The organism is Ancylobacter crimeensis, assembly GCF_023016805.1.
GTDB lineage: Bacteria > Pseudomonadota > Alphaproteobacteria > Rhizobiales > Xanthobacteraceae > Ancylobacter > Ancylobacter crimeensis.
Map to the genome: position 1 here is coordinate 382,362 of NZ_JALKCH010000002.1, position 26,028 is coordinate 408,389.

A 26,028-nucleotide genomic window follows, 5' to 3' on the forward strand; every position below is an offset into this window, starting at 1 on the left:
GGAGCATAACGCCGCCTCGGGCGCTGTGTTCCATGGCATCGTGAAAAATCGTTCAAAAATGTTGCCGGCGCGGGAACCCGAAGGCGTGGAAGGGGTTGGAGTGGGACCTGGCGGCGGACATCCGGATCTCCGGGCGCTTGGGAGGCCTAATGTCGGGACGGAAGAGAATGGAAGACGAGCAGGCGGACGCCGGGGCCCTCGGGACCGGGGGGGCAACCATTTCCCAGTTGCGCAGAGGTGTCACGCCCGCGCCCGGAACTACACTCGGCCGCGATGTGCAGTCGAAAATCGGGCAGCATTTGCGGGCTATGTACGACGATGTCGTGAGGCAGGGGGTGCCCGACCGGTTCCTTGACCTTCTCGCACAGCTCGACGAGCCGGCGAACAGTGAAGGCAAGGATGGTAAGGCGTCGGGCGAGGGGAAGCAGCGGTGAGCACCTTCGATCCCGGCCTTCGAAAGGAAATCATCGAGGCTATTCCCAATCTGCGCGCCTTTGCCATTTCCTTGAGCGGCAGCGTCGACCGGGCGGATGACCTCGTGCAGGAAACGCTACTGCGGGCTTTCGCCAATATTTCGAGTTTCCGCCCGGGCACTAACCTCTCGGCGTGGCTCTTCACCATCCTGCGAAACCTCTTCCGCTCGGAATACCGCAAGCGGCGGCGCGAGGTTCCGGACAGCGACGGTGTGTTTGCCGCGACGCTCACCACCAATCCTGACCAGACCACGCATCTGGACTTCGAGGACTTCCGTTCCGCACTCGACCGCCTGCCGCCGGACCAGCGCGAGGCGCTTGTTCTGGTGGGAGCCTCCGGCTTTTCCTACGAAGAGGCTGCGGACATCTGCCAATGCGCGGTCGGTACCATCAAGAGCCGGGTGAACCGCGCGCGTCGTCGGCTTGGTGAGATGCTGTCGATCGATACCATCGAGGATTTCGGGCCGGATCAGCCGACCCGTGCAGCGGTTGCTGCCATTCATCGTCCCTGACGCCATTCATCACAATCTGACGCAGACTCATCCCGGAGCGCGTTGGCGTTCCGGGATGATCTTGCATGTCGGTTCCGGTAAATGAGGACTAAAAAAACCCCGGAGGTTGCTCCGGGGTTTTTCCATTTGCGTCCTTTTAAATTCCGCTCGACCGGCCTCGGACCATGCCGAAGACCGCCGAAATAAGGAAAAGGACAATTGCGACGAAGAAGATGATCTTCGCGATGCCGATCGCCGTTCCCGCAATGCCGCCGAAGCCGAGCACTGCGGCGATCAGCGCGATGACGAGGAAAGTAACAGCCCAACCCAGCATGGAAAAACCTCCGGTCTGTCTGCGGACCTTGCCGCTTCGATCAAGTAACGAACGAAACGTGCGGTAAGTTCCGCATCCGCAGCAGGAAGCCTCACGCCTGGTTGCGCGCCCGCAGGATGGGGCCGACGAGCCGGGCTTCGGCGACAAGCGCGGCGGTGATGGGCGTCATCGGGTCACGATCGAGCACGACCAGCCCGATCTCGTGCAGCACTTCCGGGTCGACGATGGGAATGGAGCGGACCTTGGTGCGGAACGCGAACACATCCGCCAGCGAGGTCGGCACCACGCTTGCCCATTGGCCGGTGCTCACATGGGCGAGGAGGGCGATGGTGGAATTGGACTCCAGCATCGGCGTGCCGGCATGGCCCGCCTGCTTGAGCTGGCGTTCCACGATGCGCCGGTTCTGCATGTCGGGGGTAAGCAGGCAGAGCGGCACCTGCCCGATTTCCTCCCACGTCACGCGCTCGCGATCGCCAAGCGAAGAATCGGCGGCGGTAAGGAAACGGTAGCCCTCCTGATAGAGTGGAACCGTTTTGACCCGGCCCAGCGGGTCGTTGTCCAGATAGGTGATGCCGGCGTCGGCTTCCAGATTCTCGATGAGCCGCAGCACTTCGTTGGAGGTAGCGGACATCAGGGTGAAACGCACATCCGCATGCTTCTGGTGGAAAGGGGTGGTGAGCTCGGAGAGCATCGGCATTGCGGTCGGGATCGCGGCAATGCGCAGATGGCCGGAGAGGCCGCGCCGAAGTGAGGCGATCTCCTGTCGCATGGCACGGGCATCGCCCACGATGCGCCGCGCCCATTCCAGGGCGCGCTCGCCCTCGGTGGTGAAGCCGATGAAGCGCGACCCCCGTTCGACGAGGCGTACGCCGAGAGCTTCCTCCAACTGCTTCAGGCCGGCGGAGAGGGTAGGCTGGGTTACGCCGCAGGCCTCCGCGGCCCGGCCGAAATGGCGCTCCTTGGCCAGCGCCAGCAGAAGTTCGAAACGATCGAGCACGCAAACGCTTCCCGGTGGATAAGCGCGCCTTTTAACAGATGCACGGCCAGTTGCGAATTGGACAGATGTCAGGTTCGGCGCCGCCCTGATTTTAGAGGCGTCAGGTCGTGCGGCGTGCCGTCGCGAGACCGGCGAGCGTGGCAAGATCATCCTCGACACCATTGACCGGCGGCGAGCGCTCGAATTCGAGCTGGTCGATGCGTGCGCCCCGTCGGGCGATCTTGTCGGCGGAGATCAGGGCCTGGGCGACATCGTCCCCGACCTGGCCGAAATGACGCTGCAGATTGCCGACTCGCTCGCGCAGCCGCACCACATCCGCCACCAGAGCTCCGCATTCCGCCCGGATGAGGTCGGCCTGCTCGCGCATACGGGCATCCTTGACGATGGCCTGGACCACCTGGATCGCCAGCATCAGCAGGGAGGGGGAGACGAGGATGACCCGCGCCCGGAAAGCACGCTGGATAACGTCGTCGAAATGTTCGTGCAGCTCGGCATAGACCGACTCGGACGGCAGGAACATCAGCGCGACGTCCTGCGTCTGGCCGCTCACCAGATAGCGTTCGGCAATATCGGTGATGTGCTTGCCGACATCCTGCTTCAGCCGGCTTTCCGCGTGTCGCCGCGTCTCAGCGCCGCTGGCCTCGCGAAAGGCTGTCACCGCTTCGAGCGGGAATTTGGAATCGATGAGCAGCGGGCGATGGTCGCCGGGCAGGAACACGGCGCAGTCCGCACGCCTTCCTCCCGGGAGGGTGAATTGGAAGGCGAAGCTGTCGCGCGGCAGTCCGTCCGCGACGATCGCCTGCAGCCGTCCCTCGCCGAAGGCCCCGCGCGCCTGCTTGTTGGAAAGTGTCTCGCGCAGGCTCATCACCTGCCCGGAGAGTTCGCCCAGACTCTGGCGGGCCTGGTCGACCAGCGCGAGGCGTTCGTTCAGACGGGCGAGATTCTCATGCGTTGCCTCGCTGGCGCGGGCGAGGCTTTCGCCCATGCGATGGCTCGTCGCGTCGAGCCGTTCCGCCACGGCGCGCGACAATTCGCTCTGGCGATGGGTGAGAAGCTCGGCCATCGACTGCACGCGGCCGACCGTCTCGGACTGGATACGCGCGAGGTCGGCGAGCCGATCCTCGAGATCGAGCGCGCGCTGGTGTTGCTCGTCCGCTTCCGCCGCCCGCAGGCCTGCCTGCCGCCGGGTCGACAGCAGGAGCGTAAGGAGCAAAAGCAGGGCGCCGCCCGCGAGTGCCAGCAGAAGCTGGCTCGTGCGGACCAGATGCGTGCCGATCGAGAACAGGGGCTCGTCCATGGGCCTGCTCTAGCGCGTTTTCCGGCGTCTGGCGAACAAAAAGCGAACAATATCGCGCCTGTGCCCTCATCTTCCTCGTTGACCCTCACCGGGCTCTCGCTTATCTGCCTGTCATGCCGCAACGCCCGCTCGTCATTCTTCCCGATAGCCGTCTTCGTCTCACCTCGGACCCGGTCGTCCGCGTGGACGCAAAGGTGCGTTCGCTGGTCGAGGACATGTTCGAAACCATGTATGAGGCGCCGGGCATCGGCCTCGCCGCCATTCAGGTCGGCGTGCCGGAACGCGTCATTACCATCGACGTGTCGCGCGAGGGCGAGGACAAGAAGCCGCTCCTCCTGATCAACCCCGAAGTGGTTGCCGAGTCGGACGAACGGTCCGTCTACCAGGAAGGCTGCCTGTCGATCCCCGAATATTACGAGGATGTCGAACGACCGGCGCGGGTCACGGTCCGCTACATGGATATCGACGGGGAGACCCGCGAGATCGAGGCCGACGGATTGCTCGCGACCTGCGTGCAGCACGAGATAGACCATCTCAATGGCGTGCTCTTCATCGATCATATTTCCAAACTGAAGCGCGATCGCGTGGTGAAGAAGTTCACCAAGCTGGCGCGCGAGCGCGAGCGGGACGAGCGCTAAGCGGTTTCCCCGTTCACCCGAGTCCTGAACAAAGCCACAGGGGTAGCATGCGCGTCGTCTTCATGGGAACGCCGGGTTTCTCGGTTCCGACACTGGCGGAGATCGTCGGCCGCGGGCATGAGGTCGTGGCCGTCTATACCCGCGCACCGGCGCCGGGAGGGCGGCGGGGCCTCGATCGGGTGCCCTCTCCCGTTCAGGCCGCGGCCGAGCGCTTCGGACTCCCGGTCTTCCATCCCGCTTCGCTGCGAACGCCCGAGGCTGCTGCTGCGTTTGCCGCTCATGAGGCAGACGTCGCCGTCGTCGTCGCCTATGGCCTCATCCTCCCGCCGGCCATCCTTGCCGCGCCGCGGCTCGGCTGCCTCAATCTCCACGCGTCCTTGCTGCCGCGCTGGCGCGGCGCGGCCCCGATCCAGCGTGCCATCATGGCGGGCGACCGGGAGACCGGCGTCGCGGTGATGCAGATGGAAGCCGGTCTCGACACGGGCCCGGTCGGTCTCATCGAACGGGTGGGGATCGAGCCCGACATGACGGCCGGCGAGCTGCACGACCGGCTGATGATCATCGGCGCGGACCTCATGGCGCGGGCGCTGTCGGCGCTCGATCGCGGGGGCCTCGTCTTCACGCCCCAGCCCGAGGTCGGCGTTGCCTATGCCGCCAAGCTCGACAAGGCCGAAACGCGGATCGACTGGAGCCGTCCGGCACAGGAAGTGCACGATCACATTCGCGGCCTGTCGCCCTTTCCCGGCGCGTGGTTCGACCTCGACGGGGCGCGCGTGAAGGTGTTGCGATCGGCGCAGGCGCAGGCGCACGGCGAGCCCGGCATGTTGATCGATGACGGATTGACGGTCGCCTGCGGCGCGGGTGCCGTGCGTCTCGTCGAGGTGCAGAAGGCCGGAGCGCGTGCCATGCCGGCAGGGGAGTTCCTGCGCGGAACGGCGCTTCTCAAGGGGATGCGACTGGGATGACCATGGCTGCGAATCAGAGTGTTACGGTGCGCCTTCTCGCCGCGCAGGATCGCGCCGCATGGGAGCCACTCTGGATCGGCTACCAGCGGTTCTACAAGGTCGCGCTGCCCCAGGCGACGACCGACACGACCTTCGCCCGGCTGCTCGATCCCGCTGAGCCGATGTGGTGCGGCCTCGGACTGGTGGATGGACGCCCCCTCGGCATCGTCCACTATATCCGCCATCGCACGACGTGGAATCCCGGCGACTACTGTTATCTCAACGATCTCTTCGTGAGCGAGGAGGCGCGGGGCCATGGGCTGGGGCGGGCGCTCATCGAGCATGTCTATGCCGAGGCGCAGGCCATGGGTTGCTCGCGGGTCTACTGGCTCACCCATGAGACCAACGAGACGGCGCAGCGGCTTTATGATGCCGTTGCGGATCGTCCCGGCTTCATCCAGTTCCGCAAGAACCTGATGTGAAGGCGAAGACGGGGCCGGTGGTGCCGGCGCCCGTCTCCTCGCATGTCGGACCGGTCAGTTGCCCGGCTGGGGAACGACGCGCAGATACGGCTTCAGCGTTTTCCAGCCATCCGGATACTTCGCCTTCGCCGCTTCGTCACTGACGGCGGGAACGATGATGACGTCACCGCCCTGCTGCCAGTTGGCCGGCGTCGCGACCTGATGTTCGGCGGTCAGCTGCAGGGAATCGATGACCCGCAGGATCTCGTCGAAGTTGCGCCCGGTGCTGGCCGGGTAGGTGAGGGTGAGCTTCAGCTTCTTGTCCGGCCCGATGATGAAGACGGAACGGACGGTCACGGTATCCGACGCATTCGGGTGGATCATGTCGTAGAGACCGGACACAGTTTTCTCGGTATCGGCGATCAGCGGGAAGTTCGGGGCATAGCCCTGCGTCTCGGCGATGTCGGCGGCCCATGTCTCATGGGCGTCCAACGGATCCACGGAAAGCCCGATCACCTTCACGTTGCGACGGTCGAATTCCGGCTTCAGCCGCGCGACCTGGCCGAGTTCCGTGGTGCAAACGGGCGTGAAGTTCCGCGGATGCGAGAACAGCACGCCCCAGGACGAGCCCAGCCAGTCGTGAAACCGGATCGGCCCCTCGGTCGTCTGCGCGTCGAAATCGGGAACGACATCGCCCAGTCGGATCGTCATCGTGCACTCCTTGTGCGTGTCCAAATAGTCTATTCAGATTGTATTATAATCGGGTATCAGGTCTTTGGAAGAGCCTTTCAAACTCACCACCTGGAACTCCGTACCGTGCTCGGCGTTAATGGCCGAGCGGCCCGAAAGCGGGCGCCGCGATTCTGTCAGTCGGAGAGCACCCATGTTGAGGATCATTGCCGTTTCCGCCCTTGCGCTCAGCGCTGCGGCCTGCACCACCACTGAGCAGCGCACCGCGGGCGGGGCGCTCATTGGCGGCGGCACCGGCGCTGTAATCGGCGGCATCGCGGGCGGCGGCACGGGCGCGGCGATCGGTGCGGGCGTGGGCGCCGCTACCGGCGCTGTCATCGGCAATGCCACGTCTCCGCGTGAGTGCTATGCCCGCGACTCGTATGGCCGCACGGTGATGGTCCGCTGCTGAACGTCGCCCATGCGAGTATGAACGGCCCCTCCGGGGGCCGTTTTCGTATGTACCGGAGATCACTGGCTGGCCCACAGGATGCGGGCCAGCCAGGCGATTTCGTTGAGCTGCAGTAACCGGTCGGGGTGATCGGGATTGAGCGAGCGCAATTCGACGGTGCGCGCGGTACGTCGCTTCAGTTCCTTTGCCATCACCTCGCCGCCCCGGGTCTTCACGACGACCCGATCGCCGCGCCGCACGGCGGCGGTGGGCGAAACGACGACGATGTCACCATCCCGGTAGAGCGGCATCATCGAGTCGCCGGAAATCTCCAACGCATAGCTGTTCTCGTCGCCCATTCCGGGAAAGGCGATCTCGTCCCAGGAACCGCCGGCGGGAAAGCCGGAATCATCGAAGAAGCCACCAGCCCCCGCCTGCGCCAAGCCGAGCAGAGGGATCGAGCGGCCGGCCGGCTTGCGCTCGCTGATGGTGTTCATGAAATCGTCAAGACTTTCCCCCGTCGCGGCGAGAATCTTGGCGATGCTCTCGGTCGAGGGCCAGCGTGCCCGCCCGTCCGGGGTGATGCGCTTGGAGCGATTGAACGTGGTGGCATCCAGCCCGGCTTTCTTGGCCAGCGCGGACGGGCTCAGTCCGTTCCGTTCGGCCAACTGGTCCACCGCTTTCCAGATCTGCGAATGGGTGAGCATGGCTTGAGGTTCCGCCAGAGGGGTGGAATATTATCTATGCATAGGAATTATGCCCTATTCGAATTCTTGTCCAGTCCCGCTTGCGCGCGGGGGCGGCTGGCTCTAGTGCTCGCGTCATGACGAGCGTTTGTCCGAAGGCCGATATCATCTACAAGATCGCCCCTGCGCCTCTGTGGTGCCGGGCCGAGGAGGCGCGGCAGTTCGATGGAGCGCCGGTCGATCTGGCGGATGGCTACATCCATTTCTCCACGGCCGCGCAGGTGCGCGAGACCGCCGAGCGCCATTTCAAGGGCAAGCCCGACCTGCTGCTGATCGCGATCCGCACCGCGACGCTCGACCCTTCCGCGCTGCGCTGGGAGCGTTCGCGCGGCGGCGATCTGTTTCCGCATCTCTATGGGCCGCTGCTCTTCGACGCCGTGCTGTGGGTGAAGCCCCTGCCGCTGGGACCGGATGGCCACCCCGTTTTCCCGGATCTCGCATGAGCGCGCTGCTCGACCTTGCCCTGCTCTTCGCGCGGCTTGTCGACCCGGAGCGCGCCCATGGGATGGCCCTGAAGGCGCTGGCCTGCCTGCCGGCTCGTCCGCCCACAGCCGATGACGCCCGCCTCGGCGTGACGGCCTTCGGGTTGCGTTTTCCCAATCCGGTCGGCATTGCCGCCGGATTCGACAAGGAAGCCGAGGTTCCGGACGCATTGCTGGCGCTCGGCTTCGGCTTCTCGGAAGTCGGGACCATCACCCCGCGTCCGCAGCCCGGCAATGCGCGGCCGCGCAATTTCCGCCTGACCGAGGACCGTGCGGTGATCAACCGCTATGGCTTCAACAGTGGCGGCCACGGGCCGGCGCTGGCGCGGCTGAAGGCGCGGGCGGGGCGTCCCGGGATCGTCGGCGTCAATGTCGGAGCGAACAAGGATTCGATTGATCGGGCAGGGGATTACGTCGCCGGCATCCGGGCCTTCGCCGGGGTCGCAAGCTATTTCACCGCCAATGTCTCCTCGCCCAACACGCCGGGCCTGCGCGATCTGCAGGAGGAGAAGGCGCTCGACGACCTGCTCGCCCGCGTGATCGAGGCGCGCGATGCCACCGCACCGGGCATCCCGCTGCTCTTGAAGATCGCGCCCGATCTTGCCCTGCCGCATCTCGACGCGGTCGTCCTGGTCGCGCGCCGGCGCCGGGTCGACGGCATGATCGTGTCCAACACGACCCTTGCCCGCCCGGCAAGCCTGCGCTCGGTCCATCGCGGCGAGACGGGCGGGCTCTCGGGCCGGCCGCTCTTTCCGCTCTCCACCCGCATGCTGGCCGAAACCTATCTGCGCGTGGAGCGCCAGTTCCCACTCGTCGGCGTCGGCGGCATCGACAGCCCCCAGACCGCATTGGCCAAGATCACGGCGGGGGCAAGCCTCATCCAGCTCTATTCCGGCCTCGTCTATGAGGGCATGGGCCTTGTCTCGCGGATCAAGGCAGGGCTGCTCGCGCGGCTGTCCGACGGCACGCCGCTCGACGCCCTGGTGGGCTCTGAGGCGGCCCGTCTCGTGGCGTCACCGTTCCCGACCGCCTGACGCCAGGACCTTCGGCACGGCACGGTCTTCAGCCGAAGGTCCGGCGCTCCAGCGTCGGCATCCGCAGCGCCTGGTAGAGGCCGCGTGCTGCAAGGAAACCGAGATAGGCGATCCACAGCCCGACATTGCCGAGCGGCAAGGTGAGCCACCAGATCAACGCGAAGGTCAGCACCGCCGGAAGCATCAGGTTGCGCATGTCGCGCGACCAGGTCGCGCCGCCATAGATGCCGTCATAGGCGAAGGCCGCGGCTCCGGCGAGCGGCGTGAGCGCAGCGAGCGGCAGATAGTCCCGCGCCAGCACCCGCACCTCCGCATTGGAGGTGAGCAGGTCCACCACCGCCCCGCCACCCAGCATGAGCAGCAGTGTTCCAGGCAGGGCGAAGCCGAAGCCCCAGCCGAGCACCATGCGCACCGCCCGCGTGAAGCCCGTCCGGTCGCGTGAGCCGACGCTCTGGCCGCAGACCTGCTCGGCGGCGGTCGAAAAGCCGTCGAGAAAGAAAGCGGTGACCATCGCGACATTGAGCAGCACCGCATTGGCCGCCAGCACCGCGTCGCTCTGCCGTGCGCCCTGTGAGGTGAAGAACAGCAGCACGCTCATCAGCAGGCCGGTCCGCACGATCATGTTGGAATTGATGGCGACCGTCTCGATCATGCGCCGCCGGTCGAGCAGGAGGCGCCACGGCGTACGCCAGCCGCCGGTCACGCGCACCATCAGCCGGCGCGCCGCGATGAGGCCCGCCAGCGTGCCGCAGGCCTCGGCAAGAACGCTCGCACTCGCGGCACCGGCGATGCCGAGGTCGAAATGTAGGACCAGCAGTGCGGTCGCGACGGCATTCACGCCGGCGATGAGGATCTGCAGAGCAAGTCCGATATCGGTGCGCGCCAATCCGATGAGCCAGCCCAACAGCGCGAAATTGGCGATGGCGAAGGGTGTCGAGAGAATGCGGATGCCGAAATAGAGCGTGGCCGCTTCGGTCACCGCCGGGCTCGGGCCCATGGAGCGGAAGGCGAGAGTGGCAATAGGCACGTGCACGAGGATGATCGCCGTGCCGATCGTGGCCGCCACCAGCAGGGCGCGAGCCAGCACTGCACGCATCTCGACCTGATCGGTCCTGCCGAGGGCCTGCGCGGTAAGGCCGGCAGTGCTGAGGCGGACCGCGCCGAACACCCAGAACACGAAGTCGAAAAGCAGCGCCCCGATCGCGACCGCGCCGAGCAGCACCGCATCGCCGAGCCGGCCGATGGATCCGGTCGCGATGAGGCCGAGGATCGGCGTCGTCATCTCGGCAAGCGTCGCCGGCAGCGCTATGGAGAGAAAGCGCCTGTGTGTGACGACAGCGTAGCCCGCCGTCGCGGTGGTAGACATGGAAAGCGTCCCGGCAACAGGTCAGGGAGAAAGGATGAAGGATCAGCGGAAGCCGCGGGCGAAGCGGAGCAGGATCCAGATCGGAATGACCACCACCGCACCGAGCAGGAAATAGCGCCAGAGCTTCTCGATGGTGCCGAAGCTGAAATCAAGCAGGTGATAGGCGAGCCGCCGGAGGCTGTTGAGGATGTCGAACGGATCAAGCCCGAGCGCGCTGAGAATGACGCCGGCCACCACGGAAAGCGCCACAAGCTGCAGCAGCACCCAGACGGGCGAGCCGCCCATGAAACGACCGATCGACTTGTCCGTCATGCTACGGCTCCGGCTGCGGCGAGGATGCTGAGTTAGCACTTCTCGCCTCGGGAGGGGAGGGCGCCTCCGCCTTCAACAGGCGCTCCAGCGTCTCCAGCCGGTCGGCTTCGGCGGGAGGCTTGTCCCAGCGCAGCCTTGCGATGCGGGGAAAGCGCATCGCAAGGCCGGAGCGGTGCCGGGTCGAGCGCGCAAGGCCCTCGAACGCGACCTCCAGCACCAGCCCTTCGCTCAGCGTGTGCACCACCTCGCGCACCGGGCCGAAGCGGTTCACCGTGTTCCGCCGCACGAAGCGATCGATCTCGGCGAGTTCGGCATCGGTGAAGCCGAAATAGGCCTTGCCGACCGGCACCAGTTCGCCTTCGGAGGTCCAGACCCCGAAGGTGTAGTCGGAATAGAAGGAGGAGCGCTTGCCGTGGCCGCGCTGGGCGTACATCAGCACGGCGTCGATGCTGTGCGGGTCATGCTTCCATTTCCACCACGGGCCTTTCGGACGTCCGGGCAGGTACGCGCTGTCGGCCCGTTTCAGCATGACGCCTTCCACGGCCTCGGCATCCCCGCCCGCCCCATGCGCTGCAGGGTCGGCGCGCGCCTCTGCCAGCTTCTCCCAGCTTGAGAAGGCGATCATCGGCGAGAGGTCGAGCCGCCCACCGTCATGGCGCGAGACGAGCTGTTCGAGCCGGGAGCGGCGTGTGTCGAAAGGCTGGTCGCGCAGATCCTCTCCCGCCTCCACGAGCAGGTCATAAGCCCGGATATGGGCCGGGAATTCGGCGATCAGCTTCGGCGTCACGCTTTTCCGGTTCAGGCGCTGCTGCAGCACGTTGAAGGACTGCACCCGTCCCTCGCGCAGCACCAGCAACTCGCCATCCACCACCCCGTCGAAGGCCAGCGCGTCGGCAAGATCCGGGAAGGCTCCGGAGATGTCCTCGCCGGTGCGGCTGTAAAGCCGCGTGACGACGTGGCCGGCAGGGTCATGGCCGCGTACCGCCTGAACCCTGATCCCGTCCCATTTCCACTCGGCGCGGTAGGAGGCGGGGTTGAGCGCGGCGAAATCGGCGTCCTCGATGCCATGGGCGAGCATCACCGGGCGGAACGGTGCGGGATCCGCCGTTTCCGGTTTCGCGCCGCGCCCTTCCACCCAGGCGAAGAGGGCTTCATAGGGCGGGCTGAGGCCGGGCCAGACCAGTTCCACCGCATCCGGCGTAACCTCCTGCGGGGTGCCTTCGCTCAGCGCCGCCACTGCCGTCTTGGCCAGCCGGGCTGAGACGCCGATGCGCAGGCTGCCGGTGATGAGCTTGAGCAGAGCCCAGCGGCCGGTCTCGTCGAGCCGGTCCATCAAACCGGCGAGCAGGGCCGGCAATTCGCCGCGGCCGAGCGTCGCGAAGGCGTCGATGACGGCGGAGAGCGTCGGCGGCTCCTCGTTCCGGCCATGCGGCGGGGTGGACCACATCAGCGCAGCGGTCTCGGACAGGTCGCCCACATAGTCATAGGACAGCGCGAACAGCACCGGGTCGGTCCGCTCGGCGATGAGCTGGCGGATCAGGCCGGGCTTGGCATTGCGGAAGCTCAGCGCGCCGGTGAGTGCCGCAAGCGCCCAGCCGCGTTCGGGATCGGGCACATGGCGGAAATAATCGGCGATCAGCCGGATCTTGCCGTTGCGGCGCGGCTCATAGACGAGGCGGTCGAGCAGGGCGGCGAAGCGGTTCATGCCTCGACCCCGCTTCCGGTCGCCCCGCTTCCCGTCGCCCCGCTTCCCGGCGCCTCGCCTTCCGTTGCCGTGGCTGCTTCAGCTTCTTCCTCGCCATAGCCCACGAGATGCAGCGGACGAGCCCGCATGCCAGCCAGCAGCGCCCAATGCACCAGCGCGTCTTCCTGACCGTGGGTGACCCACAGCTCCTGGCATCCGGTCGCGAGGATGGCGTGCTGCAGGTCGTCCCAGTCGGCATGGTCGGAAATGATGAGCGGCAATTCGACCCCGTTCTGCCGGGCACGGGCGCGGATGCGCATCCAGCCCGAAGCGAAGGCGGTGACCGGATCGGGGAAGCGGCGCGACCAGATGTCGGTCATCGCGCCGGGCGGGCAGATGATGACGTTGCCAGCCAGCTCGGCGGGTTTGGCGTCGCGGGTCAGCCGCACCTCGCCGAGTGCGATGCCTTCACGCGCATAATAGGCTGTCAGCTTCTCCATCGCGCCGTGCAGGTAGATCGGCCGATCATGGCCGGCGGCGCGTAGCAGCGCCATCACCCGCTGTGCCTTGCCGAGCGGATAGGCGCCGACGAGATGCGCCCGCTCCGGGAAAAGCTCCAGCGACGACAGCAGCTTGGCCGTTTCCTGCGCCGGATCGGGATGGCGGAACACCGGCAGGCCGAAGGTGGCTTCCGAAATGAAGACGTCGCACCGCATCGGCTCGAACGGCACGCAGGTCGGGTCGGCGCCCGGCTTGTAGTCGCCCGAGGCGACGATGCGCATGCCCTTCCAGTCGATCGCCACCTGCGCCGAGCCGAGGATATGTCCGGCCGGATGCAGCGTGATGCCGACGCCGTTTACCTCCACCCGCTCTCCGAACGCGGCCGGCTGGCGCTGCCGGGTGAAGTCGGCGCCATAGCGGATCGCCATGATGTCGAGCGTCTCGCGGCTCGCGAGCACGGCACCATGGCCGGCGCGGGCATGATCGGAATGGCCATGGGTGATGACGGCGCGCGGCACCGGGCGGGTCGGATCGACATGAAAGTCGCCGGCCGGCGAATAAAGCCCCTGCGGGGTGGAGATGAGAAGGTCTTCCGGGCGCATGCGGGAGCATATATAGGGCGCGCGCGGGGCTTTGCCCGCTTCGGACCGCTTCCCATGTCAGCCGCCGCTGTCCCGCTTTTCCTCACCTCCGGCGACGCTGCGGTGGATCGCCGGCTCGACTGGGCCCGTGCCCTGCTGAACGAGGGCAATGCCGCAGACGCCGCCGCGCTTCTTGCCGAGGCTGGCGAGCGGGCGCCGGAGTTCCTGCCGCTGTGGTTCCTGCTGGGGGAAGCCCGTGCGGCAACCGGCGACGTGGCAGGCGCGACCGAAGCCTTCCGCCGCGCGCTGGCGCTCGACCCCGAGGACCGGCTTGGCGCGGGCGCGCAGCTCGCCCGGCTGGCACCCGCTCAGAAAGGCGGCGCCGGCCTCAGCGCCGGCTATGTCCGAACCCTGTTCGACCAGTACGCCACCCGGTTCGATGCCGCGCTGGCCCGGCTGGATTATCGCGGGCCGGAACTCATCGCCGCCGCGCTGGAGCAGGCCTGTGCCCGGCTCGGGCGGGAGGTCGTCTTTGCCCATGGCGTTGATCTCGGCTGCGGAACGGGGCTCGTCGGTGTGCGGCTCGCTCCCCAGGTCGGCCGGCTGTCCGGGGTCGACCTGTCGCCGAACATGATCGCGCTGGCGAAAGAGCGCGGCCTCTATGACGAGCTCGCCGTCGGCGACATGGTGGCGTTTCTCGTCGGTCGGCCGGCGGGCGACGCCGATCTCGTCTTTGCCGGCGATGCCTTCTGCTATCTGGACGACCTCGCCCCGGTTCTGGCGGAAAGCCGCCGCGTGCTGGAGCCGGGCGGGCTCCTTGCCTTCACGGTCGAGACGCATGCGGGCCCAGGTGTCTTGTTGCGCGACACCCTGCGTTACGCCCATGCGCAGGCCTATGTCCGCTCTGTCCTCGCCGATGAAGGCTTCGAGCTGCTTCTGTGCGAAGCCGCCTCGACCCGCACGGAGAAGGGCGAGCCGGTGCCGGGTCTGGTGCTGGCGGCGCGACGGGGCGCCTGAGCCGACATCCCGCGCATGCCGGCGCCCCTGCGTATAAAGACATGGAACCTATGGTGAACCTCCGCTAGCGTCCGCGCGTGACGCCCGCATCCGACCACCCCGAACCCGACGCCGTCGGAGAGCTGCCCGCGCGCTTCCTCCGCTGGTTCGAGGCGCGGGGATGGGCGCCGCGCGCCCATCAGCTCGAACTTCTCGCCAAGGCGCGCGCCGGTCGCTCCACCCTGCTTATCGCCCCGACAGGGGCCGGCAAGACGCTGGCGGGCTTCCTGCCGAGCCTCGTGGAACTGTCGGAGGGGCGCAACGGCCCTTCGCGCCTGCACACGCTCTACATCTCGCCGCTCAAGGCTCTGGCGGTGGATGTCGCCCGCAATCTGGAACGGCCGGCGGCGGAGATGGGGTTGCCGATCCGCATCGAGACCCGCACCGGCGACACGCCGGCCTCGCGACGCCAGCGCCAGAGGCGCGATCCGCCGGACATCCTGCTGACCACGCCGGAGCAGATCGCGCTCCTGCTCGCCTCCGCCGACGCGCCCCATCTGTTCGGCGGCCTCACCCGCATCGTGCTCGACGAACTCCATGCGCTGGCGGGCTCCAAGCGGGGCGACCTGCTGGCGCTTGGCCTCGCTCGTCTGCGGGCGCTGGCGCCTCACGTGCAGACCGTCGGGCTTTCGGCCACGGTCGCCGACCCGGACACGCTGCGCCGCTGGCTGGTGCCGCAGCCGTCCGGCGAGCACGCGATGGGTGATCTCGTCGTCGCGCCAGCGGGGGCGGCGGCCGATCTTTCCATGCTCGACACCGCCCGGCACCTGCCCTGGGCCGGGCACAGCGCGCTCCATGCGCTGGGCGAGATGTATCGCCTGATCACGCAGCAGACCACTACGCTGGTTTTCGTCAATACCCGGATGCAGGCTGAGCTTCTGTTTCAGGAGCTTTGGAAAATCAATGAGTTGAACCTGCCCATCGCCCTGCACCACGGCTCGCTCGATGTCTCCCAGCGCCGCCGGGTCGAGGCTGCGATGGCGGAAGGGCGGCTCAAGGCGGTGGTCTGCACCTCCTCGCTCGATCTCGGCATCGACTGGGGCAATGTCGATCTCGTCATCAATGTCGGCGCGCCGAAGGGGTCCTCCCGGCTGATGCAGCGCATCGGCCGCGCCAATCACCGTCTCGACGAGCCGTCGCGTGCGGTCATGGTGCCGGCCAACCGCTTCGAGGTGCTGGAGTGCCGCGCCGCGCTGGAGGCCGTCGCGGCGGGCGCCCAGGACGCGAAGGTCGAGCGTTCCGGCGCGCTCGACGTGCTGGCCCAGCACGTACTCGGCATGGCCTGCGCGGGGCCGTTCCACCTCGACGAACTGCACCGCGAAGTCACCACCGCCGAGCCCTATGCCCTTCTGTCCTATGAGGATTTCGAGGCGGTGGTCGATTTCGTCGCCACCGGCGGCTATGCCCTGCGTGCCTATGAGCGCTTCGCCCGCATCCGCCGCATGAAGGACGGACGCTGGCGCGTCGCCAATCCGGCCGTGGCTCAGCAATATCGGCTCAATGTCGGCACCATCGTCGAGGCCTCGATGCTCAAGGTCCGGCTGGTGAAGGCCGGGCGGGGCGGCCGGGCGCGGATGGGGGGCCGGGTGCTCGGCGAGGTCGAGGAATATTTCGTCGAGACCATGAGCCCCGGCGACACCTTCGTCTTCGCCGGGGAAGTGCTGGAATATCAAGCGATTGTCGAGGAAGAGGTGCAGGTGGTGCGCTCCTCCTCGACCGACCCGAAGGTGCCCTCCTATGCGGGCGGCAAGTTCCCGCTCTCCACCTATCTTGCCGCCGGGGTCCGCTCGATGCTGGCGAGCCCGGACCGCTGGCCAACGCTGCCCGAACAGGTCGCGGACTGGCTCGGCATGCAGCGCCTGCGCTCGCGCCTGCCGGGGCGGGAGGACCTGCTGGTCGAGACCTTTCCGCGTGGCGGGCGGCATTATCTCGTCGCCTATCCCTTCGAGGGCCGGCTCGCCCACCAGACGCTGGGCATGCTGCTGACGCGGCGGCTTGAGCGGGCGCGGCTGCGCCCGCTCGGCTTCGTCGCCAACGACTATGCCCTTGCGGTATATGGAATTTCCGATATTTCTCTGGCCGTCGCCCAGGGCCGGCTCGACCTTGCCGAGCTGTTCGACGCCGACATGCTGGGCGACGATCTGGAGGCCTGGCTCGCCGAATCCGCGCTGATGAAGCGCACCTTCCGGCAATGCGCGATCATCGCCGGGCTCATCGAGCGGCGCTTTCCCGGCAAGGAGAAGAACGCCCGGCAGGTGACGATGTCGAGCGATCTCGTCTATGACGTGCTGCGCTCGCACGAGCCGGGTCACGTGCTGTTGCGGGCCGCCCGGCAGGACGCCGCCACCGGGCTTCTGGACATTCGCCGGCTCTCCGACATGCTGAACCGCATCGCCGGACGAATCGACCATGTGCCGCTCGACCGGGTGTCGCCGCTCGCCGTGCCGGTGATGCTGGAGATCGGCCGCGAGGCGGTGTTCGGGGAGGCGGCGGAAGCGCTGCTGGCGGAGACCGAGGCGGAGCTGATCGAGGAGGCGATGGGTGCTGGCCGATGAGTGCAGTGTGGTGGATGATGAGTCCAGAGGGCGTGAGGCGGAGGATCGCATCGCGCTCGCCGGGGCCGAACTGGTGCTCGACCCTTTCGGCGCGGTCTACCTCCCGGCCGAGCGGGCGCTGATCGTCGCCGACCTGCATCTGGAAAAGGGCTCCGCCTTCGCCGCGCGCGGAGTGCCGTTGCCGCCCTATGACAGCCGCGCCACGCTTGCCCTGCTCGCCCGTCTCGTCGAGCGCTGGCGGCCGCGCGTTCTGGTGCTGCTCGGCGATACCCTCCATGACCGCCGCGCGGGCGCCCGGCTCGGCGAGGTGGAGCGGGCCGCGCTCGCGGCGCTGTCGCGCGGGCGGGAGCTTGTCTTCATTGCCGGCAATCACGATCCCGACCCGGTACCCGAGCTCGGCGGCATCCATCTCGCGGCACTGAACCTCGGTTCGCTGGTGCTGCGGCATGAGCCGGGGGCTGTCGGGGACGGGGAGGGGGAGCTTTCCGGCCATTACCACCCCGTCGCCCGGCTGGTACGGCGGGGGCGGGCGATCCGGCGGCGCTGCTTTGCCGGCGATGCGCGGCGGCTGGTGCTCCCGGCGCTCGGCGCCTATGCCGGCGGGCTCAATATCCGCGATCCCGCGCTCGCCGCGCTGTTCGCGGGCCCCTACACGGCCTATCTCACCGGGCCGGTGCGCACCTACCGCATCGCGCACCATGCCTGCGTGCCGGACGGACGGCAGCTTGCCGGGTAGAGCCACTCATCGTTTCACGGAATCGCTGAATGGCTCGAACGTGTTGACTGGTCGCATTCTCTTCGCGCGAACCGGTATCCACTTCGCTGGAAAATGCTCTGGCGGCGACGGGTAACCGCCTCAGGACCTCGACAGCGCACCGTTCGGATCGGCGCGGTCCCAGGCCGGGTCGCGGGCGGCGACGTTCGCCGGGTGGCTCGCCTGCACCGGCTGGAAGCGGGCCGCTTCGAGGCGGGCCTGCGCGAGCTGGGCCGGGTCCAGCCGGGCGGCGATCTCGTCGCGGCGGCGGGCGGCTTCCGGGTCGCCCTGTGCGGCGGCGATGGCGAACCAGCGCCAGGCGGCGGCGAGGTCGCGCTCCACGCCGATGCCGCGGGCATGGAGCACGCCGAGATTGTACTGGCTGTCGCGCACGCCGCGCTCGGCGGCGCGGCGATACCATTGCGCGGCGCCGCGCGGGTCGGCATCCGGGCCGTCCTCGCCGAGCATCACCGCATAATTGTGCATCGCCTTCACATTGCCGGCCCCGGCGGCGGCGGCATAGAGCGCGCGGGCGCGGGGCACGTCGCGTGGCAGGCCCTCGGCGCCGTGGTCGAGCAGCACAGCGAGCCGGTAGGTTGCCGGAACCGAGCCATGGGCGGCGGCGCGGGCGAACCAGCGGGCGGCTCGCGGGGCGTCGGGTGCGACATCGGTGCCCTCGGCATAGCGCAGGCCGATTTCATAGGCTGCCGCCGGATCTCCGGCGAGCGCCGCCTGCCGCAGCCCGGCATTGCCGATGTCGGGGGTGAAGTCGGCCGTGGCGGGGGACGCAATCGTGCTCGGCGCCGCGCGGGTTGCGTCGGTGTCGGCCGGCGTGGCGGGAAGCGCGGATGTCGCCGAAGCGACCAGCGGCGCGGCGCGGGCGGCTTCCGGCGTGCGCGCGAGCAAGGCGGCGGGCAAGGCGTCGCTGTCGGTCGCGGTCGCGGCGATGGCGTCGGAGGCGGCGACGACCATCCCGGCGGGGTCTGTCGCGCCATCCTGCGGGGTGGCGGCCATGGCCGTTGCGATGTCGCCGGCGGCGGCATCGGTGGTCGCGGCAAGCGGGGCTTCGGTGCGGATGGCGGGCGCTGCGGCGGTTTCCTGCGCGCTGTCGCCCAGCCAGATCAGCCGGATGTCGGCCAGCGCCCTGAGCGCCGGCTCGCCGACCGCACCATAGGTGAGGACGCCGCCGGCGCTGAGCAGCACGGCGATGAGCCCTGCGCGTCGCAGCAGGCGCACCAATGCGGAGGGCCGGCGCGGCATCTCGACGGCCTCGCCATCCGCTTCGTCGAACACCTCGACCACGGTGTGGGCCTGCACCGCACGGCGGGCGGCGGCGATGAAATCGCTGCGCGTCGGGGGCGGCGGACCCATCTCCTCCGGCGACGCGGCACGCCGGGCCGGGTGGCCGGCATCGCGCGAGGGCGGCGTTGCGACGGCGGACATCGCGCTCGCCGCGGACGCCGGCATCCTCGCCGTCGCCTCACTCGTTCCCGCGCTGCCGGGGCGGCCGGGCCGGGGAGCGCCCGAGCCGGGTTCGAGGGGCAGATCGTCGATGGCTCCGGCTTCGTCTTCACCTTCCTGCCCGCCTTCCCGAGCCGGGCGGGCGGAGTTGTGGGGCATTGGTGCGGCCGTCGGCTGGCCGGCCGCGGACATGCCGGTGATGAGGTCGGGCGGGTTCGTGGCGGGAGAGCGTTCCGGGCGGGTCTCGATCTCGTCGGCCGTGGCGCCGGCTTCCGGCCCGGCCGCAGCCTCCATGGCTTCCAGCGCCTCGATCAGCGCGGCGCGGGCGGGGCGGCCGCTGGCGAGGCCGTCATCGACATCCGGGAAGGGCGGTTGCAGCGAGGCGATGCGGTCCACCACCCGTTCCAGCGTCTCATGCACGGCTTCCAGCGTGTCATGGGTGCGGCGGGCATTGCTGTCCTGTCGGGCCTCGAGGTCGGCCAGCTCGCGGCGCACATCGGCAAGGCCGTTCGCCGGCAAGCCGGGCGGCATCGTGGCGGCGAGCGCCAGGGCCGCGGCGCGGGCCTTCTCCTCGGCGGCGGACAGCGCGGCGGCGCGGGTTTCCTCCATCTGGATGAACAGGTCGTCGAGCGCGCGCTCGATGCCGCCCAGCGCGGCGAAGCGGGCATCGGTGGCGGCCATCTTCTCGGCGATGACGCCGAGCTGCTGGCCGAGCGCGTCCAGCGCGGCTTCCCCGGCCGAACCGTCATGGGCTTGCGGGCGCGCGAGGTCTTCCATCCGCTCCATCAGGCCGTCGAACATCTTCGCCATGCCGTCCGGGGCAAGCCGGCCGAGATCGGCGAGAGCGGACTGGGCGAGCGCGGACTGGATGTCGTCGAGCCGGGCGGTGAGGTCGTCCGGCAGCACCGCGACCGGGGTGGCCGTCTGCTCCCGCACCGCGGCGATCTCGGCGCCGAGCGCGGCGAGGCGGGGCTCGATGCCCTCGACGACACCCTCGACGACCCCGTGCAGCACGCCGTCCATCACCCCCTCGACGACGCCGTCCACGATCCGGCTCTCGGCTGGCGCGATCTCGTCCAGCTTCAGCACCAGCAGCGCCACCTGCTCGGCGAGCCGGCGCACCGCATCATTGGAAAGGGCCCGGCCCACGAGGTCGCGCAGTTCGGCGACCTCGGCCTGAAGACGGGCGATGGCGAAGCCGTCCACGGTCTTGGCGTTGAGGAGGTCGACCTTGCGGACGATCTGCTCCAGCGCGCGGGAGAGGCTCTGGCCGTGCGCGGGGCGCGCCTGCTCCAGCGTGCGGCGCAGCGCCTCCAGCGTGTCGACCAGCGCGTCGCGGCCGCGGGTTTCGGCGTCGGTGCGCTCCAGCCGGTCGGCCAGCTCGAAGGTCGCATGCTCCAGCGCCTCGACCACCGGGCGCGGGGCGAGGCCGTCCAGCGTGCCGCGCAGATCGTCGATCTCGCCGCGCAGGCTGTCGAGCTCGGCATCCGGGGCCTGGCGCCGCATCTGGCTCATCTCGTCGGCCAGCTCGGCGATGCGGGCCTGAAGGCCGGCTATGTCGGAACGGGGCGAGTCCGCCGGGCGGGACGGACGGCGCGCGGTTTTCTTCTCCGGCGCGGGCGCGGCTTGCGGCTGCGGCGCAGCGCGGGCCGGGGCGGAAGGCGGCGCGGGAGGCGCGGGCGCGGCGATCCGGCTGCGGCTTTCACGCAGGCGCGCCTCATAGCTCATCGGCTCGGCGGCATAGGTGCGCCCGGTGGTGCCGGTGCCCGCGACCGCGCGGGCCTCGGCAAGGCGCTGGCGGGCCATCTCCTCCAGACGCTCGTTCAGGCGACGCACCGTCTCGTCGAGATGGGACGCAGCGGCGGCGCTGCCTTTTTCCGGGTCTTCCAGCAGCCGCTCGATCCGGGCGTTCAGAGCCTCCAGCGCCGCGCCCAGCCCGTCGCGATGGCCTTCGGCCTGCGGGCGGGTGCGGGGCGCGGGCGGACGGGGGGCGGGGGAGGCGGCCTCGCCGCGGGGCGCTGCCGGCTCGCTGCCGCCGCGCTGCTGTGCCAGACGCTCGATCTCGGTGGCCAGCTCGCGCACGCGGCGCTGCAATTCGGCCGGCGGCTGGCCGGCGGGGGAGCTCTCGCGCGCGGGAGAAGGGGGTGTCGCGCGGCGCACCAGCGCGTGCAGCTCGCCGGAAGCGAGCTTGTCGCGCAGCCAGTCGGCCAGCGGAACATCGGCCCGGCGGGCCGCGTCGCGCAGGGCCATCCAGGCCTCGGCATCCATCTGGTCGCTGTGCGATGGCGCGCCCTGCTTCACCTGTGGTCTCCAGATCCCCCGCCGTGCCGGCGGCTGCGCCGGGCACGCGAATCGCCGCCGTTCTCACGCGGATTCGTGGAACCCACTTTTCGCCGGCTTGGTAAACGCGGCGTTAAGGCGGTCGCGACAATTGGAAGGGGCGCTGTCCTCCCCTAACGGCAGGTGGCCGCGGAGGTGCGGGGTTACGCCGAACGGGCGATTTGACAGATTGCCCCTGCCGCAAGGTTAAGTCAGGGCAGCTAACCTATGGTTCGGGGCCGCGTTGGCCCAAATTGAATGCCTAATGGTAACAGAGGCTTAGGTGCCCGTTTAACAGTAACTTTCCCTAACGTCTGGTGCGACTTTCTCCCCTAGCGGCAACCGGTCTGCAAGCATGGCTCCACATTCCGACACGCCCTTCACGCCGCCTCGACCGAGCTGGCGCAACGAACCGGAGCCGATCCGATGGATTTCAATGCCTACGATGCCGACCGCGCCCTCGACGCCCGCACCGGCAGCGAGCCGCAGTACTTCACCATCGGCGATCTCGCCCGCGAGTTCGGCGTCACGCTGCGCGCCCTGCGCTTCTATGAGGACAAGGGCCTGCTCGAGCCGCGTCGCGAGGGCCTGACCCGCCTTTATAGCGGCGCCGAGCGCTCCCGTCTCAGCATCATTCTCAAGGGCAAGAAGCTCGGCTTCACCCTTGCCGAGATCAAGAGCATGGTGGCGCTGCGCGAAGGCGGCCCGGTTCCGCAGGGCGGGCTCGCCCTGACCCGCGAGAAGTGCGTCGAGCAGGTGAGCCTGCTGGAGCGCCAGAAGGCCGAGATCGACGAGGCGATCGGCGAGCTTCGCCAGATGGTCGCCGCCTTCCCGGCCCGCGCGGCCTGAGGCTGCGCACGGCCGTCTTACCTCATCTCCAGCGTTTCCCTGTCGCGGCACCGCCGGCTTACCGGCCGGTGCCGCTTTTTTTTCGTCTTGGAAGCGTCGCTGCGCGGGCTTAACTAGGTTTTCCGGCCCTCTCCGGCTGCGAGGCGATGTTCGATGTTCCGCACGCTCGACTACTATTTCTCCATCCACAGCCCCTTCGCCTTCCTCGGCAACGAGGCGCTCGCCGAGATCGCGCGCCGCCACGAGGTGCAGGTGGTCTATCGCCCGGTCCTGCTCGGCCCGCTGTTCGACGAGACCGGTGGACTGCCGCTCGGCAAGCGCCATCCCGCGCGCCAGCGCTACCGGCTGGTAGAGATGCAGCGCTGGCAGGAGCGGCGCGGCGTCGCCTTCAACCTGATGCCGCTGCACTGGCCTTTCGACCCCGCGCTGGCCGACCGGCTGGTGATCGCGGCGGTGGAGGCGGGGTTCGATCCCGGCGCTCTGGTGGGCCGGCTGTTCGCCGCGGTGTGGCAGCGGCAGGAAAATCTCGCCGAAACGGCGACCCTGCTCGCGGTGCTGCAGGAACTCGGCCTGCCGAGCGACATATTGGTGGAGGCCAGCGGTCAGAAGATCGCCGGGCTTTATGAGGAAAACCGCCGCCGCGCGGTGGAATCCGACGTGTTCGGCTCGCCCTCCTATGTCCTCGACGGCGAGGTGTTCTGGGGACAGGACCGGATCGAACTGCTCGAACAGGCGTTGTCCTCGCGCCGGCGGCCCTATCGGCCGGGTTGAGGCAGGCGTTGCCTCGTTCCGCCGGCGGTTGCTCTGGCGGTTTCTCAAGGAGGTTTCGATGCGTTGGTCCCTCGTCCCGACCCTTCTGGTCCCCGCTCTTCTCGTTTTCGCCGGGCCTGTGGCATCGGGCGCCCATGCCCAGTCCGCCGAGGATGCGCCCGGCTATGGCGACAGCAACGCGAGCCCGCCCGCGGCGGGCCGCGGGGAGCACGATCAGCAGGACGGACGTGGTCGGCAGGACTGGTACGGCCGGCGGGACTGGTCGCAGGACTGGCGCGGGCAGTTGGACGGCCATCCGCTCGGCCGTGCCGGCATGCAGGCTGGGCGCTTCACCCTCCAGCCGGTGGAAGGCGGGTTGATGCGGCTCGACGCCCGCACCGGCGCCATGACCTTCTGCGCCGCGCGCGGGCCCTCCGCGGGACCCGCCGGAGGCTGGAGCTGCGCCCTGGTGCCGGAGGAGCGCAGCGCCTATGAGGCCGAGATCGCCCGCCTCAATGCCCGTATCGCCGCCCTGCAGCGCGACGCCGTCCCGCAGGTGATGGCGCCGCCGCGCGAGCGCGAGGATGCCGCGCCCGACGACGACACGCCCGACGATGCCGGCCCGGACGGCAGGGCGACCCCGCATGCGGATGGCCGCCCAGACGATGGGACGGGGAAGGGCGGGCGAGGGCAGGAACCCTCCGCCGGCCAGTCCACTTCGCCGGACGAGGCACGAGCCCAGGCCGCCTTCGACAAGGCGATGAAGCTCGCCGAGGACGCCTTCCGCCGCTTCAGCGACATGGTGCAGCGGCTGCGCGAGGATGCCGACACCCCGGCCGCGAAGGCGCCGGACCGGCCGGAGGGCGAAGAGAAGCTCTGAGGCGGAAGCTCTGAAGGTTCAGCAGGCCGACAGGAAGGCGCCGACCCGCGCCATCGCCTGGTCGGCCAGCGTGCCGGGGAAGCCGACGAAGACGTGGCAGCCGCCGGGATAGACCGCCAGTTCCGCCCCATTGCCGGCAGCGAGCCAGCGCGGGGCCATGAACAGGGTGTCGTCGAGCAGCGAATCGCGGGTGCCGATGGTGAAGAGCGCCGGCGGCAGGCCCCGCACGTCGGCATAGAGCGGCGAGATGTCGGTGTCGGCGAGGTCGCCGCCCGCGCGCAGATAGTGGCCGACGAAGACATTGATGTCGCGCGTGGTCAGAACCAGCGGCTCGGTGCCCCAGTTGCGGGCGCTCGGGGTGAGGCCGAGATCGTAGCACCCGGCATTGAGGCTCGCGGCGCGGAACGGGGTGAGCCCGTGGCGGTCGCGCAGCCGCAGCAGCGTGGCGACGGACAGGTTCGCGCCCGCCGATTCGCCGCCGATGGCGAACCGCTTGGTGCCGAAGCGGGCAGGGCCCTCCTTCACCAGCCACAGTGCGGCGGCCTCGCAATCGTCCGGGCCGGCGGGCCAGGGCTCCTCGGGCGCCAGTGCATAATCCACCGAGACCACGGCGAAGCCGCTGCGCTCGACGATGCGCTGGTTGAGCGCATCGTTCTCCCGCGCCGAGCCGAGGCACCAGCCGCCGCCATGGATGTGGAGGTAGACGCCCTTCGGCGTCGCCCCGACGGGCGTGAGGATGCGCAGCGCGAGCGGGCCGCGCGGGCCGGGAATGTCGATCACCTGCGCCAGCGGGCTCTCCGGCGGCAGCGGGAAGCGGCCCTTCCCCTCCAGCCGGATCTTGCGGATCATCGCCATTGGATAGATCCACGGATCGGCCACGCCCTCCATCGCCTTCACGATGGCCGCGTTCACCGCCCGCGTGTCGGGCGCGATCGCCTCCGGGCGGAACAGGGCGGGGTCGACGAGCAGGGGGGAGGTCGGCTGGAGCGGAGAGCTGTCGGACATTCGCACGGGCCTTGCCGGTTCGGCGGCGGAAGAGGGGCGATGCCGTTCGGCCGGGCCGGCCGCCGGAATCGGCTGATGTTCCGTCAGCATGGCGGTATCGGGGGCGGTTCGGGAAGTGGTCTCGTCCATGGGCAGCTCCGTTTCAGGGGGCGTTGGGGCCGGGAATGGGCGGCGGGGAGGGTCGGCGGGGAAGACCGGACAGGTGCGCGGTACGGGGCGCACGGGCCCGAACGCTGGCGCGAGGCGGCGGTTTCCGCCAGATTTCACGCGGCGGGAGAGGCCGGAGGGCTCATCGCCGGCTAAGGATGTCCGCCAGACTGGCAATGGAGGATGACGAGAGCATGGCCGGATCCGAACGGCTCATCACCCGCGGCGCCCCCCGCCGGACCCCGGTGACCCGCCGCGTGACCACGACGCTCGCGGTGCGCACCCGCCCGCGCGGCTTCATCGACATCACCCGCGAGGTGGCCGCCTTCCTCGCCGAGATCGGCGCCGGGGACGGCGAGGTGAGCTTGTTCTGCCGGCACACCTCGGCCTCGCTGACCATTCAGGAAAACGCCGACCCGGACGTGCGCAGCGACCTTCTCGACGCGCTGGACCGGCTGGCGCCCACCGATGCCGGCTGGGTGCATGACCTCGAAGGGCCGGACGACATGCCCGCCCACATCAAGGCCATGCTCACCGGGCTCAACCTCGCCGTGCCGGTGATCGCCGGGCGGATGGCGCTCGGCACCTGGCAGGGGCTTTATCTCATCGAACATCGCGCACGGCCGCATCTGCGTGAATTGGTTGTGGCCTTCGTCGGCGATGGCGACTAAACCTGCACTTTAGTCGAGGTTCTCAACCGGGGATGGGTCGTCCGCGCGCCGACACCGGCTTGCCGCCCGTTTTCGAGGGAATCAGGATCGGTGGGGCGGTTCCTCGCGCGCGCAGGTGCA

26 protein-coding genes are annotated in these 26,028 nt (G+C 68.8%); 15 read left to right on the forward strand and 11 right to left on the reverse strand.

Going from position 1 to position 26,028, the window contains the following annotated elements:
* Positions 1-167: 167 nt before the first annotated feature.
* Both MWN34_RS03820 and MWN34_RS03825 read left to right on the forward strand, forming a co-directional pair.
* Positions 168-434 carry a NepR family anti-sigma factor gene (locus tag MWN34_RS03820; protein WP_247026688.1) on the forward strand — a complete coding sequence of 89 codons (267 nt, stop codon included), beginning with the start codon at positions 168-170 and terminating at the stop codon, positions 432-434.
* Entirely contained in the window at positions 431-985 is a 555-nt protein-coding gene (locus MWN34_RS03825) for a sigma-70 family RNA polymerase sigma factor (protein ID WP_247026690.1), read from the forward strand. The genes MWN34_RS03820 and MWN34_RS03825 overlap by 4 nt, the downstream gene beginning before the upstream one ends.
* A 136-nt stretch (positions 986-1,121) precedes the next feature.
* Here the strand turns inward: MWN34_RS03825 and MWN34_RS03830 are convergent, their stop codons facing one another.
* The 3 genes from MWN34_RS03830 to MWN34_RS03840 form a co-directional block, all read right to left on the reverse strand.
* Entirely contained in the window at positions 1,122-1,298 is a 177-nt protein-coding gene (locus tag MWN34_RS03830) for a DUF1328 domain-containing protein (protein WP_247026692.1), read from the reverse strand.
* Positions 1,299-1,389: 91 nt separating this feature from the next.
* Entirely contained in the window at positions 1,390-2,295 is a 906-nt protein-coding gene (locus tag MWN34_RS03835; RefSeq protein WP_247026694.1) for a LysR family transcriptional regulator, read from the reverse strand.
* A gap of 100 nt (positions 2,296-2,395) precedes the next feature.
* Positions 2,396-3,592 carry a DNA recombination protein RmuC gene (locus MWN34_RS03840; protein ID WP_247026702.1) on the reverse strand — a complete coding sequence of 399 codons (1,197 nt, stop codon included), beginning with the start codon at positions 3,590-3,592 and terminating at the stop codon, positions 2,396-2,398.
* Between the two features lie 113 nt (positions 3,593-3,705).
* Here MWN34_RS03840 and def point away from each other — a divergent pair, with 113 nt between their 5' ends.
* The 3 genes from def to MWN34_RS03855 are packed head-to-tail and all read left to right on the forward strand — an operon-like array spanning position 3,706 to position 5,656.
* Complete coding sequence (gene def, locus MWN34_RS03845; RefSeq protein ID WP_247026709.1) at positions 3,706-4,230, forward strand: peptide deformylase; 525 nt, start codon at positions 3,706-3,708, stop codon at positions 4,228-4,230.
* Between the two features lie 47 nt (positions 4,231-4,277).
* Positions 4,278-5,195 carry a methionyl-tRNA formyltransferase gene (fmt, locus tag MWN34_RS03850; protein ID WP_247026711.1) on the forward strand — a complete coding sequence of 306 codons (918 nt, stop codon included), beginning with the start codon at positions 4,278-4,280 and terminating at the stop codon, positions 5,193-5,195.
* Between the two features lie 2 nt (positions 5,196-5,197).
* The gene (locus MWN34_RS03855) at positions 5,198-5,656 is read left to right on the forward strand and encodes a GNAT family N-acetyltransferase (protein WP_425532048.1); all 459 of its coding nucleotides are present in this window, start codon (positions 5,198-5,200) and stop codon (positions 5,654-5,656) included.
* Positions 5,657-5,710: 54 nt separating this feature from the next.
* Here the strand turns inward: MWN34_RS03855 and MWN34_RS03860 are convergent, their stop codons facing one another.
* A complete protein-coding gene (locus tag MWN34_RS03860; RefSeq protein ID WP_247026716.1) occupies positions 5,711-6,346 on the reverse strand; it encodes a peroxiredoxin in 636 nt (211 codons plus the stop codon).
* 172 nt (positions 6,347-6,518) lie between these two features.
* Between MWN34_RS03860 and MWN34_RS03865 the strand changes: the two genes are divergently transcribed.
* Entirely contained in the window at positions 6,519-6,776 is a 258-nt protein-coding gene (locus MWN34_RS03865; protein WP_247026718.1) for a YMGG-like glycine zipper-containing protein, read from the forward strand.
* A 59-nt stretch (positions 6,777-6,835) separates the two neighbouring features.
* Here MWN34_RS03865 and MWN34_RS03870 read toward each other — a convergent pair whose 3' ends face one another.
* Positions 6,836-7,462: a S24 family peptidase gene (locus tag MWN34_RS03870; RefSeq protein WP_247026720.1), complete on the reverse strand. Its 627-nt coding sequence runs from the start codon at positions 7,460-7,462 to the stop codon at positions 6,836-6,838.
* A 116-nt stretch (positions 7,463-7,578) separates the two neighbouring features.
* On the opposite strand from MWN34_RS03870, the gene MWN34_RS03875 reads away from it, so the two are divergent.
* Both MWN34_RS03875 and MWN34_RS03880 read left to right on the forward strand, forming a co-directional pair.
* Positions 7,579-7,944, forward strand: a complete 366-nt coding sequence (locus tag MWN34_RS03875; RefSeq protein ID WP_247026721.1) for a DUF952 domain-containing protein — start codon at positions 7,579-7,581, stop codon at positions 7,942-7,944.
* Entirely contained in the window at positions 7,941-9,017 is a 1,077-nt protein-coding gene (locus MWN34_RS03880) for a quinone-dependent dihydroorotate dehydrogenase (protein WP_247026723.1), read from the forward strand. The genes MWN34_RS03875 and MWN34_RS03880 overlap by 4 nt, the downstream gene beginning before the upstream one ends.
* Before the next feature lie 28 nt (positions 9,018-9,045).
* Here MWN34_RS03880 and MWN34_RS03885 read toward each other — a convergent pair whose 3' ends face one another.
* Genes MWN34_RS03885 through MWN34_RS03900 form a run of 4 tightly spaced genes read right to left on the reverse strand, consistent with a single transcriptional unit; the run spans position 9,046 to position 13,482 of the window.
* A complete protein-coding gene (locus MWN34_RS03885; RefSeq protein WP_247026725.1) occupies positions 9,046-10,383 on the reverse strand; it encodes an MATE family efflux transporter in 1,338 nt (445 codons plus the stop codon).
* A 42-nt stretch (positions 10,384-10,425) separates the two neighbouring features.
* Positions 10,426-10,695, reverse strand: coding sequence for a DUF6460 domain-containing protein (locus tag MWN34_RS03890; protein WP_247026727.1), 270 nt, complete (start codon positions 10,693-10,695; stop codon positions 10,426-10,428).
* 1 nt (position 10,696) lies between these two features.
* The gene (locus MWN34_RS03895) at positions 10,697-12,400 is read right to left on the reverse strand and encodes a cisplatin damage response ATP-dependent DNA ligase (protein WP_247026729.1); all 1,704 of its coding nucleotides are present in this window, start codon (positions 12,398-12,400) and stop codon (positions 10,697-10,699) included.
* Entirely contained in the window at positions 12,397-13,482 is a 1,086-nt protein-coding gene (locus MWN34_RS03900) for a ligase-associated DNA damage response exonuclease (RefSeq protein ID WP_247026731.1), read from the reverse strand. The genes MWN34_RS03895 and MWN34_RS03900 overlap by 4 nt, the downstream gene beginning before the upstream one ends.
* Before the next feature lie 54 nt (positions 13,483-13,536).
* Between MWN34_RS03900 and MWN34_RS03905 the strand changes: the two genes are divergently transcribed.
* The 3 genes from MWN34_RS03905 to pdeM all read left to right on the forward strand — a co-directional run bounded on the left by MWN34_RS03905 (position 13,537) and on the right by pdeM (position 17,808).
* The gene (locus MWN34_RS03905) at positions 13,537-14,478 is read left to right on the forward strand and encodes a methyltransferase domain-containing protein (RefSeq protein WP_247026733.1); all 942 of its coding nucleotides are present in this window, start codon (positions 13,537-13,539) and stop codon (positions 14,476-14,478) included.
* A 77-nt stretch (positions 14,479-14,555) separates the two neighbouring features.
* Entirely contained in the window at positions 14,556-17,072 is a 2,517-nt protein-coding gene (locus MWN34_RS03910; RefSeq protein ID WP_425532049.1) for a ligase-associated DNA damage response DEXH box helicase, read from the forward strand.
* Positions 17,062-17,808: a ligase-associated DNA damage response endonuclease PdeM gene (gene pdeM / locus MWN34_RS03915; protein ID WP_247026912.1), complete on the forward strand. Its 747-nt coding sequence runs from the start codon at positions 17,062-17,064 to the stop codon at positions 17,806-17,808. Before MWN34_RS03910 ends, pdeM begins: the two co-directional genes overlap by 11 nt.
* Before the next feature lie 120 nt (positions 17,809-17,928).
* On the opposite strand, the gene MWN34_RS19690 is transcribed toward pdeM, so the two are convergent.
* Positions 17,929-21,588: a hypothetical protein gene (locus tag MWN34_RS19690; RefSeq protein WP_247026735.1), complete on the reverse strand. Its 3,660-nt coding sequence runs from the start codon at positions 21,586-21,588 to the stop codon at positions 17,929-17,931.
* 444 nt (positions 21,589-22,032) lie between these two features.
* Between MWN34_RS19690 and MWN34_RS03925 the strand changes: the two genes are divergently transcribed.
* The 3 genes from MWN34_RS03925 to MWN34_RS03935 all read left to right on the forward strand — a co-directional run bounded on the left by MWN34_RS03925 (position 22,033) and on the right by MWN34_RS03935 (position 24,085).
* Positions 22,033-22,455, forward strand: coding sequence for a MerR family transcriptional regulator (locus MWN34_RS03925; protein WP_247026737.1), 423 nt, complete (start codon positions 22,033-22,035; stop codon positions 22,453-22,455).
* A gap of 153 nt (positions 22,456-22,608) precedes the next feature.
* On the forward strand, positions 22,609-23,226 hold the full coding sequence (locus MWN34_RS03930) for a 2-hydroxychromene-2-carboxylate isomerase (RefSeq protein ID WP_247026739.1): 618 nt from the start codon (positions 22,609-22,611) through the stop codon (positions 23,224-23,226).
* Between the two features lie 58 nt (positions 23,227-23,284).
* Positions 23,285-24,085 (forward strand): hypothetical protein, encoded by an 801-nt coding sequence (locus MWN34_RS03935; protein ID WP_247026741.1) that lies wholly within the window; start codon positions 23,285-23,287, stop codon positions 24,083-24,085.
* Between the two features lie 18 nt (positions 24,086-24,103).
* Here MWN34_RS03935 and MWN34_RS03940 read toward each other — a convergent pair whose 3' ends face one another.
* Complete coding sequence (locus tag MWN34_RS03940; RefSeq protein WP_247026914.1) at positions 24,104-25,090, reverse strand: alpha/beta hydrolase; 987 nt, start codon at positions 25,088-25,090, stop codon at positions 24,104-24,106.
* Positions 25,091-25,431: 341 nt separating this feature from the next.
* On the opposite strand from MWN34_RS03940, the gene MWN34_RS03945 reads away from it, so the two are divergent.
* Positions 25,432-25,908 carry a secondary thiamine-phosphate synthase enzyme YjbQ gene (locus MWN34_RS03945; RefSeq protein ID WP_247026757.1) on the forward strand — a complete coding sequence of 159 codons (477 nt, stop codon included), beginning with the start codon at positions 25,432-25,434 and terminating at the stop codon, positions 25,906-25,908.
* Positions 25,909-26,028: the final 120 nt, after the last annotated feature.

Excerpts from the sequence above, each read along its gene's own strand:
- MWN34_RS03820 (WP_247026688.1), top strand. The coding sequence starts at position 168 with ATGGAAGACGAGCAGGCGGACGCCGGGGCCCTCGGGACCGGGGGGGCA.
- MWN34_RS03830 (WP_247026692.1), bottom strand. The coding sequence starts at position 1,298 with ATGCTGGGTTGGGCTGTTACTTTCCTCGTCATCGCGCTGATCGCCGCA.
- MWN34_RS03840 (WP_247026702.1), bottom strand. The coding sequence starts at position 3,592 with ATGGACGAGCCCCTGTTCTCGATCGGCACGCATCTGGTCCGCACGAGC.
- def (WP_247026709.1), top strand. The coding sequence starts at position 3,706 with ATGCCGCAACGCCCGCTCGTCATTCTTCCCGATAGCCGTCTTCGTCTC.
- fmt (WP_247026711.1), top strand. The coding sequence starts at position 4,278 with ATGCGCGTCGTCTTCATGGGAACGCCGGGTTTCTCGGTTCCGACACTG.
- MWN34_RS03855 (WP_425532048.1), top strand. The coding sequence starts at position 5,198 with ATGGCTGCGAATCAGAGTGTTACGGTGCGCCTTCTCGCCGCGCAGGAT.
- MWN34_RS03860 (WP_247026716.1), bottom strand. The coding sequence starts at position 6,346 with ATGACGATCCGACTGGGCGATGTCGTTCCCGATTTCGACGCGCAGACG.
- MWN34_RS03865 (WP_247026718.1), top strand. The coding sequence starts at position 6,519 with ATGTTGAGGATCATTGCCGTTTCCGCCCTTGCGCTCAGCGCTGCGGCC.
- MWN34_RS03870 (WP_247026720.1), bottom strand. The coding sequence starts at position 7,462 with ATGCTCACCCATTCGCAGATCTGGAAAGCGGTGGACCAGTTGGCCGAA.
- MWN34_RS03875 (WP_247026721.1), top strand. The coding sequence starts at position 7,579 with ATGACGAGCGTTTGTCCGAAGGCCGATATCATCTACAAGATCGCCCCT.
- MWN34_RS03880 (WP_247026723.1), top strand. The coding sequence starts at position 7,941 with ATGAGCGCGCTGCTCGACCTTGCCCTGCTCTTCGCGCGGCTTGTCGAC.
- MWN34_RS03885 (WP_247026725.1), bottom strand. The coding sequence starts at position 10,383 with ATGTCTACCACCGCGACGGCGGGCTACGCTGTCGTCACACACAGGCGC.
- MWN34_RS03890 (WP_247026727.1), bottom strand. The coding sequence starts at position 10,695 with ATGACGGACAAGTCGATCGGTCGTTTCATGGGCGGCTCGCCCGTCTGG.
- MWN34_RS03895 (WP_247026729.1), bottom strand. The coding sequence starts at position 12,400 with ATGAACCGCTTCGCCGCCCTGCTCGACCGCCTCGTCTATGAGCCGCGC.
- MWN34_RS03900 (WP_247026731.1), bottom strand. The coding sequence starts at position 13,482 with ATGCGCCCGGAAGACCTTCTCATCTCCACCCCGCAGGGGCTTTATTCG.
- MWN34_RS03905 (WP_247026733.1), top strand. The coding sequence starts at position 13,537 with ATGTCAGCCGCCGCTGTCCCGCTTTTCCTCACCTCCGGCGACGCTGCG.
- MWN34_RS03925 (WP_247026737.1), top strand. The coding sequence starts at position 22,033 with ATGGATTTCAATGCCTACGATGCCGACCGCGCCCTCGACGCCCGCACC.
- MWN34_RS03930 (WP_247026739.1), top strand. The coding sequence starts at position 22,609 with ATGTTCCGCACGCTCGACTACTATTTCTCCATCCACAGCCCCTTCGCC.
- MWN34_RS03935 (WP_247026741.1), top strand. The coding sequence starts at position 23,285 with ATGCGTTGGTCCCTCGTCCCGACCCTTCTGGTCCCCGCTCTTCTCGTT.
- MWN34_RS03940 (WP_247026914.1), bottom strand. The coding sequence starts at position 25,090 with ATGTCCGACAGCTCTCCGCTCCAGCCGACCTCCCCCCTGCTCGTCGAC.
- MWN34_RS03945 (WP_247026757.1), top strand. The coding sequence starts at position 25,432 with ATGGCCGGATCCGAACGGCTCATCACCCGCGGCGCCCCCCGCCGGACC.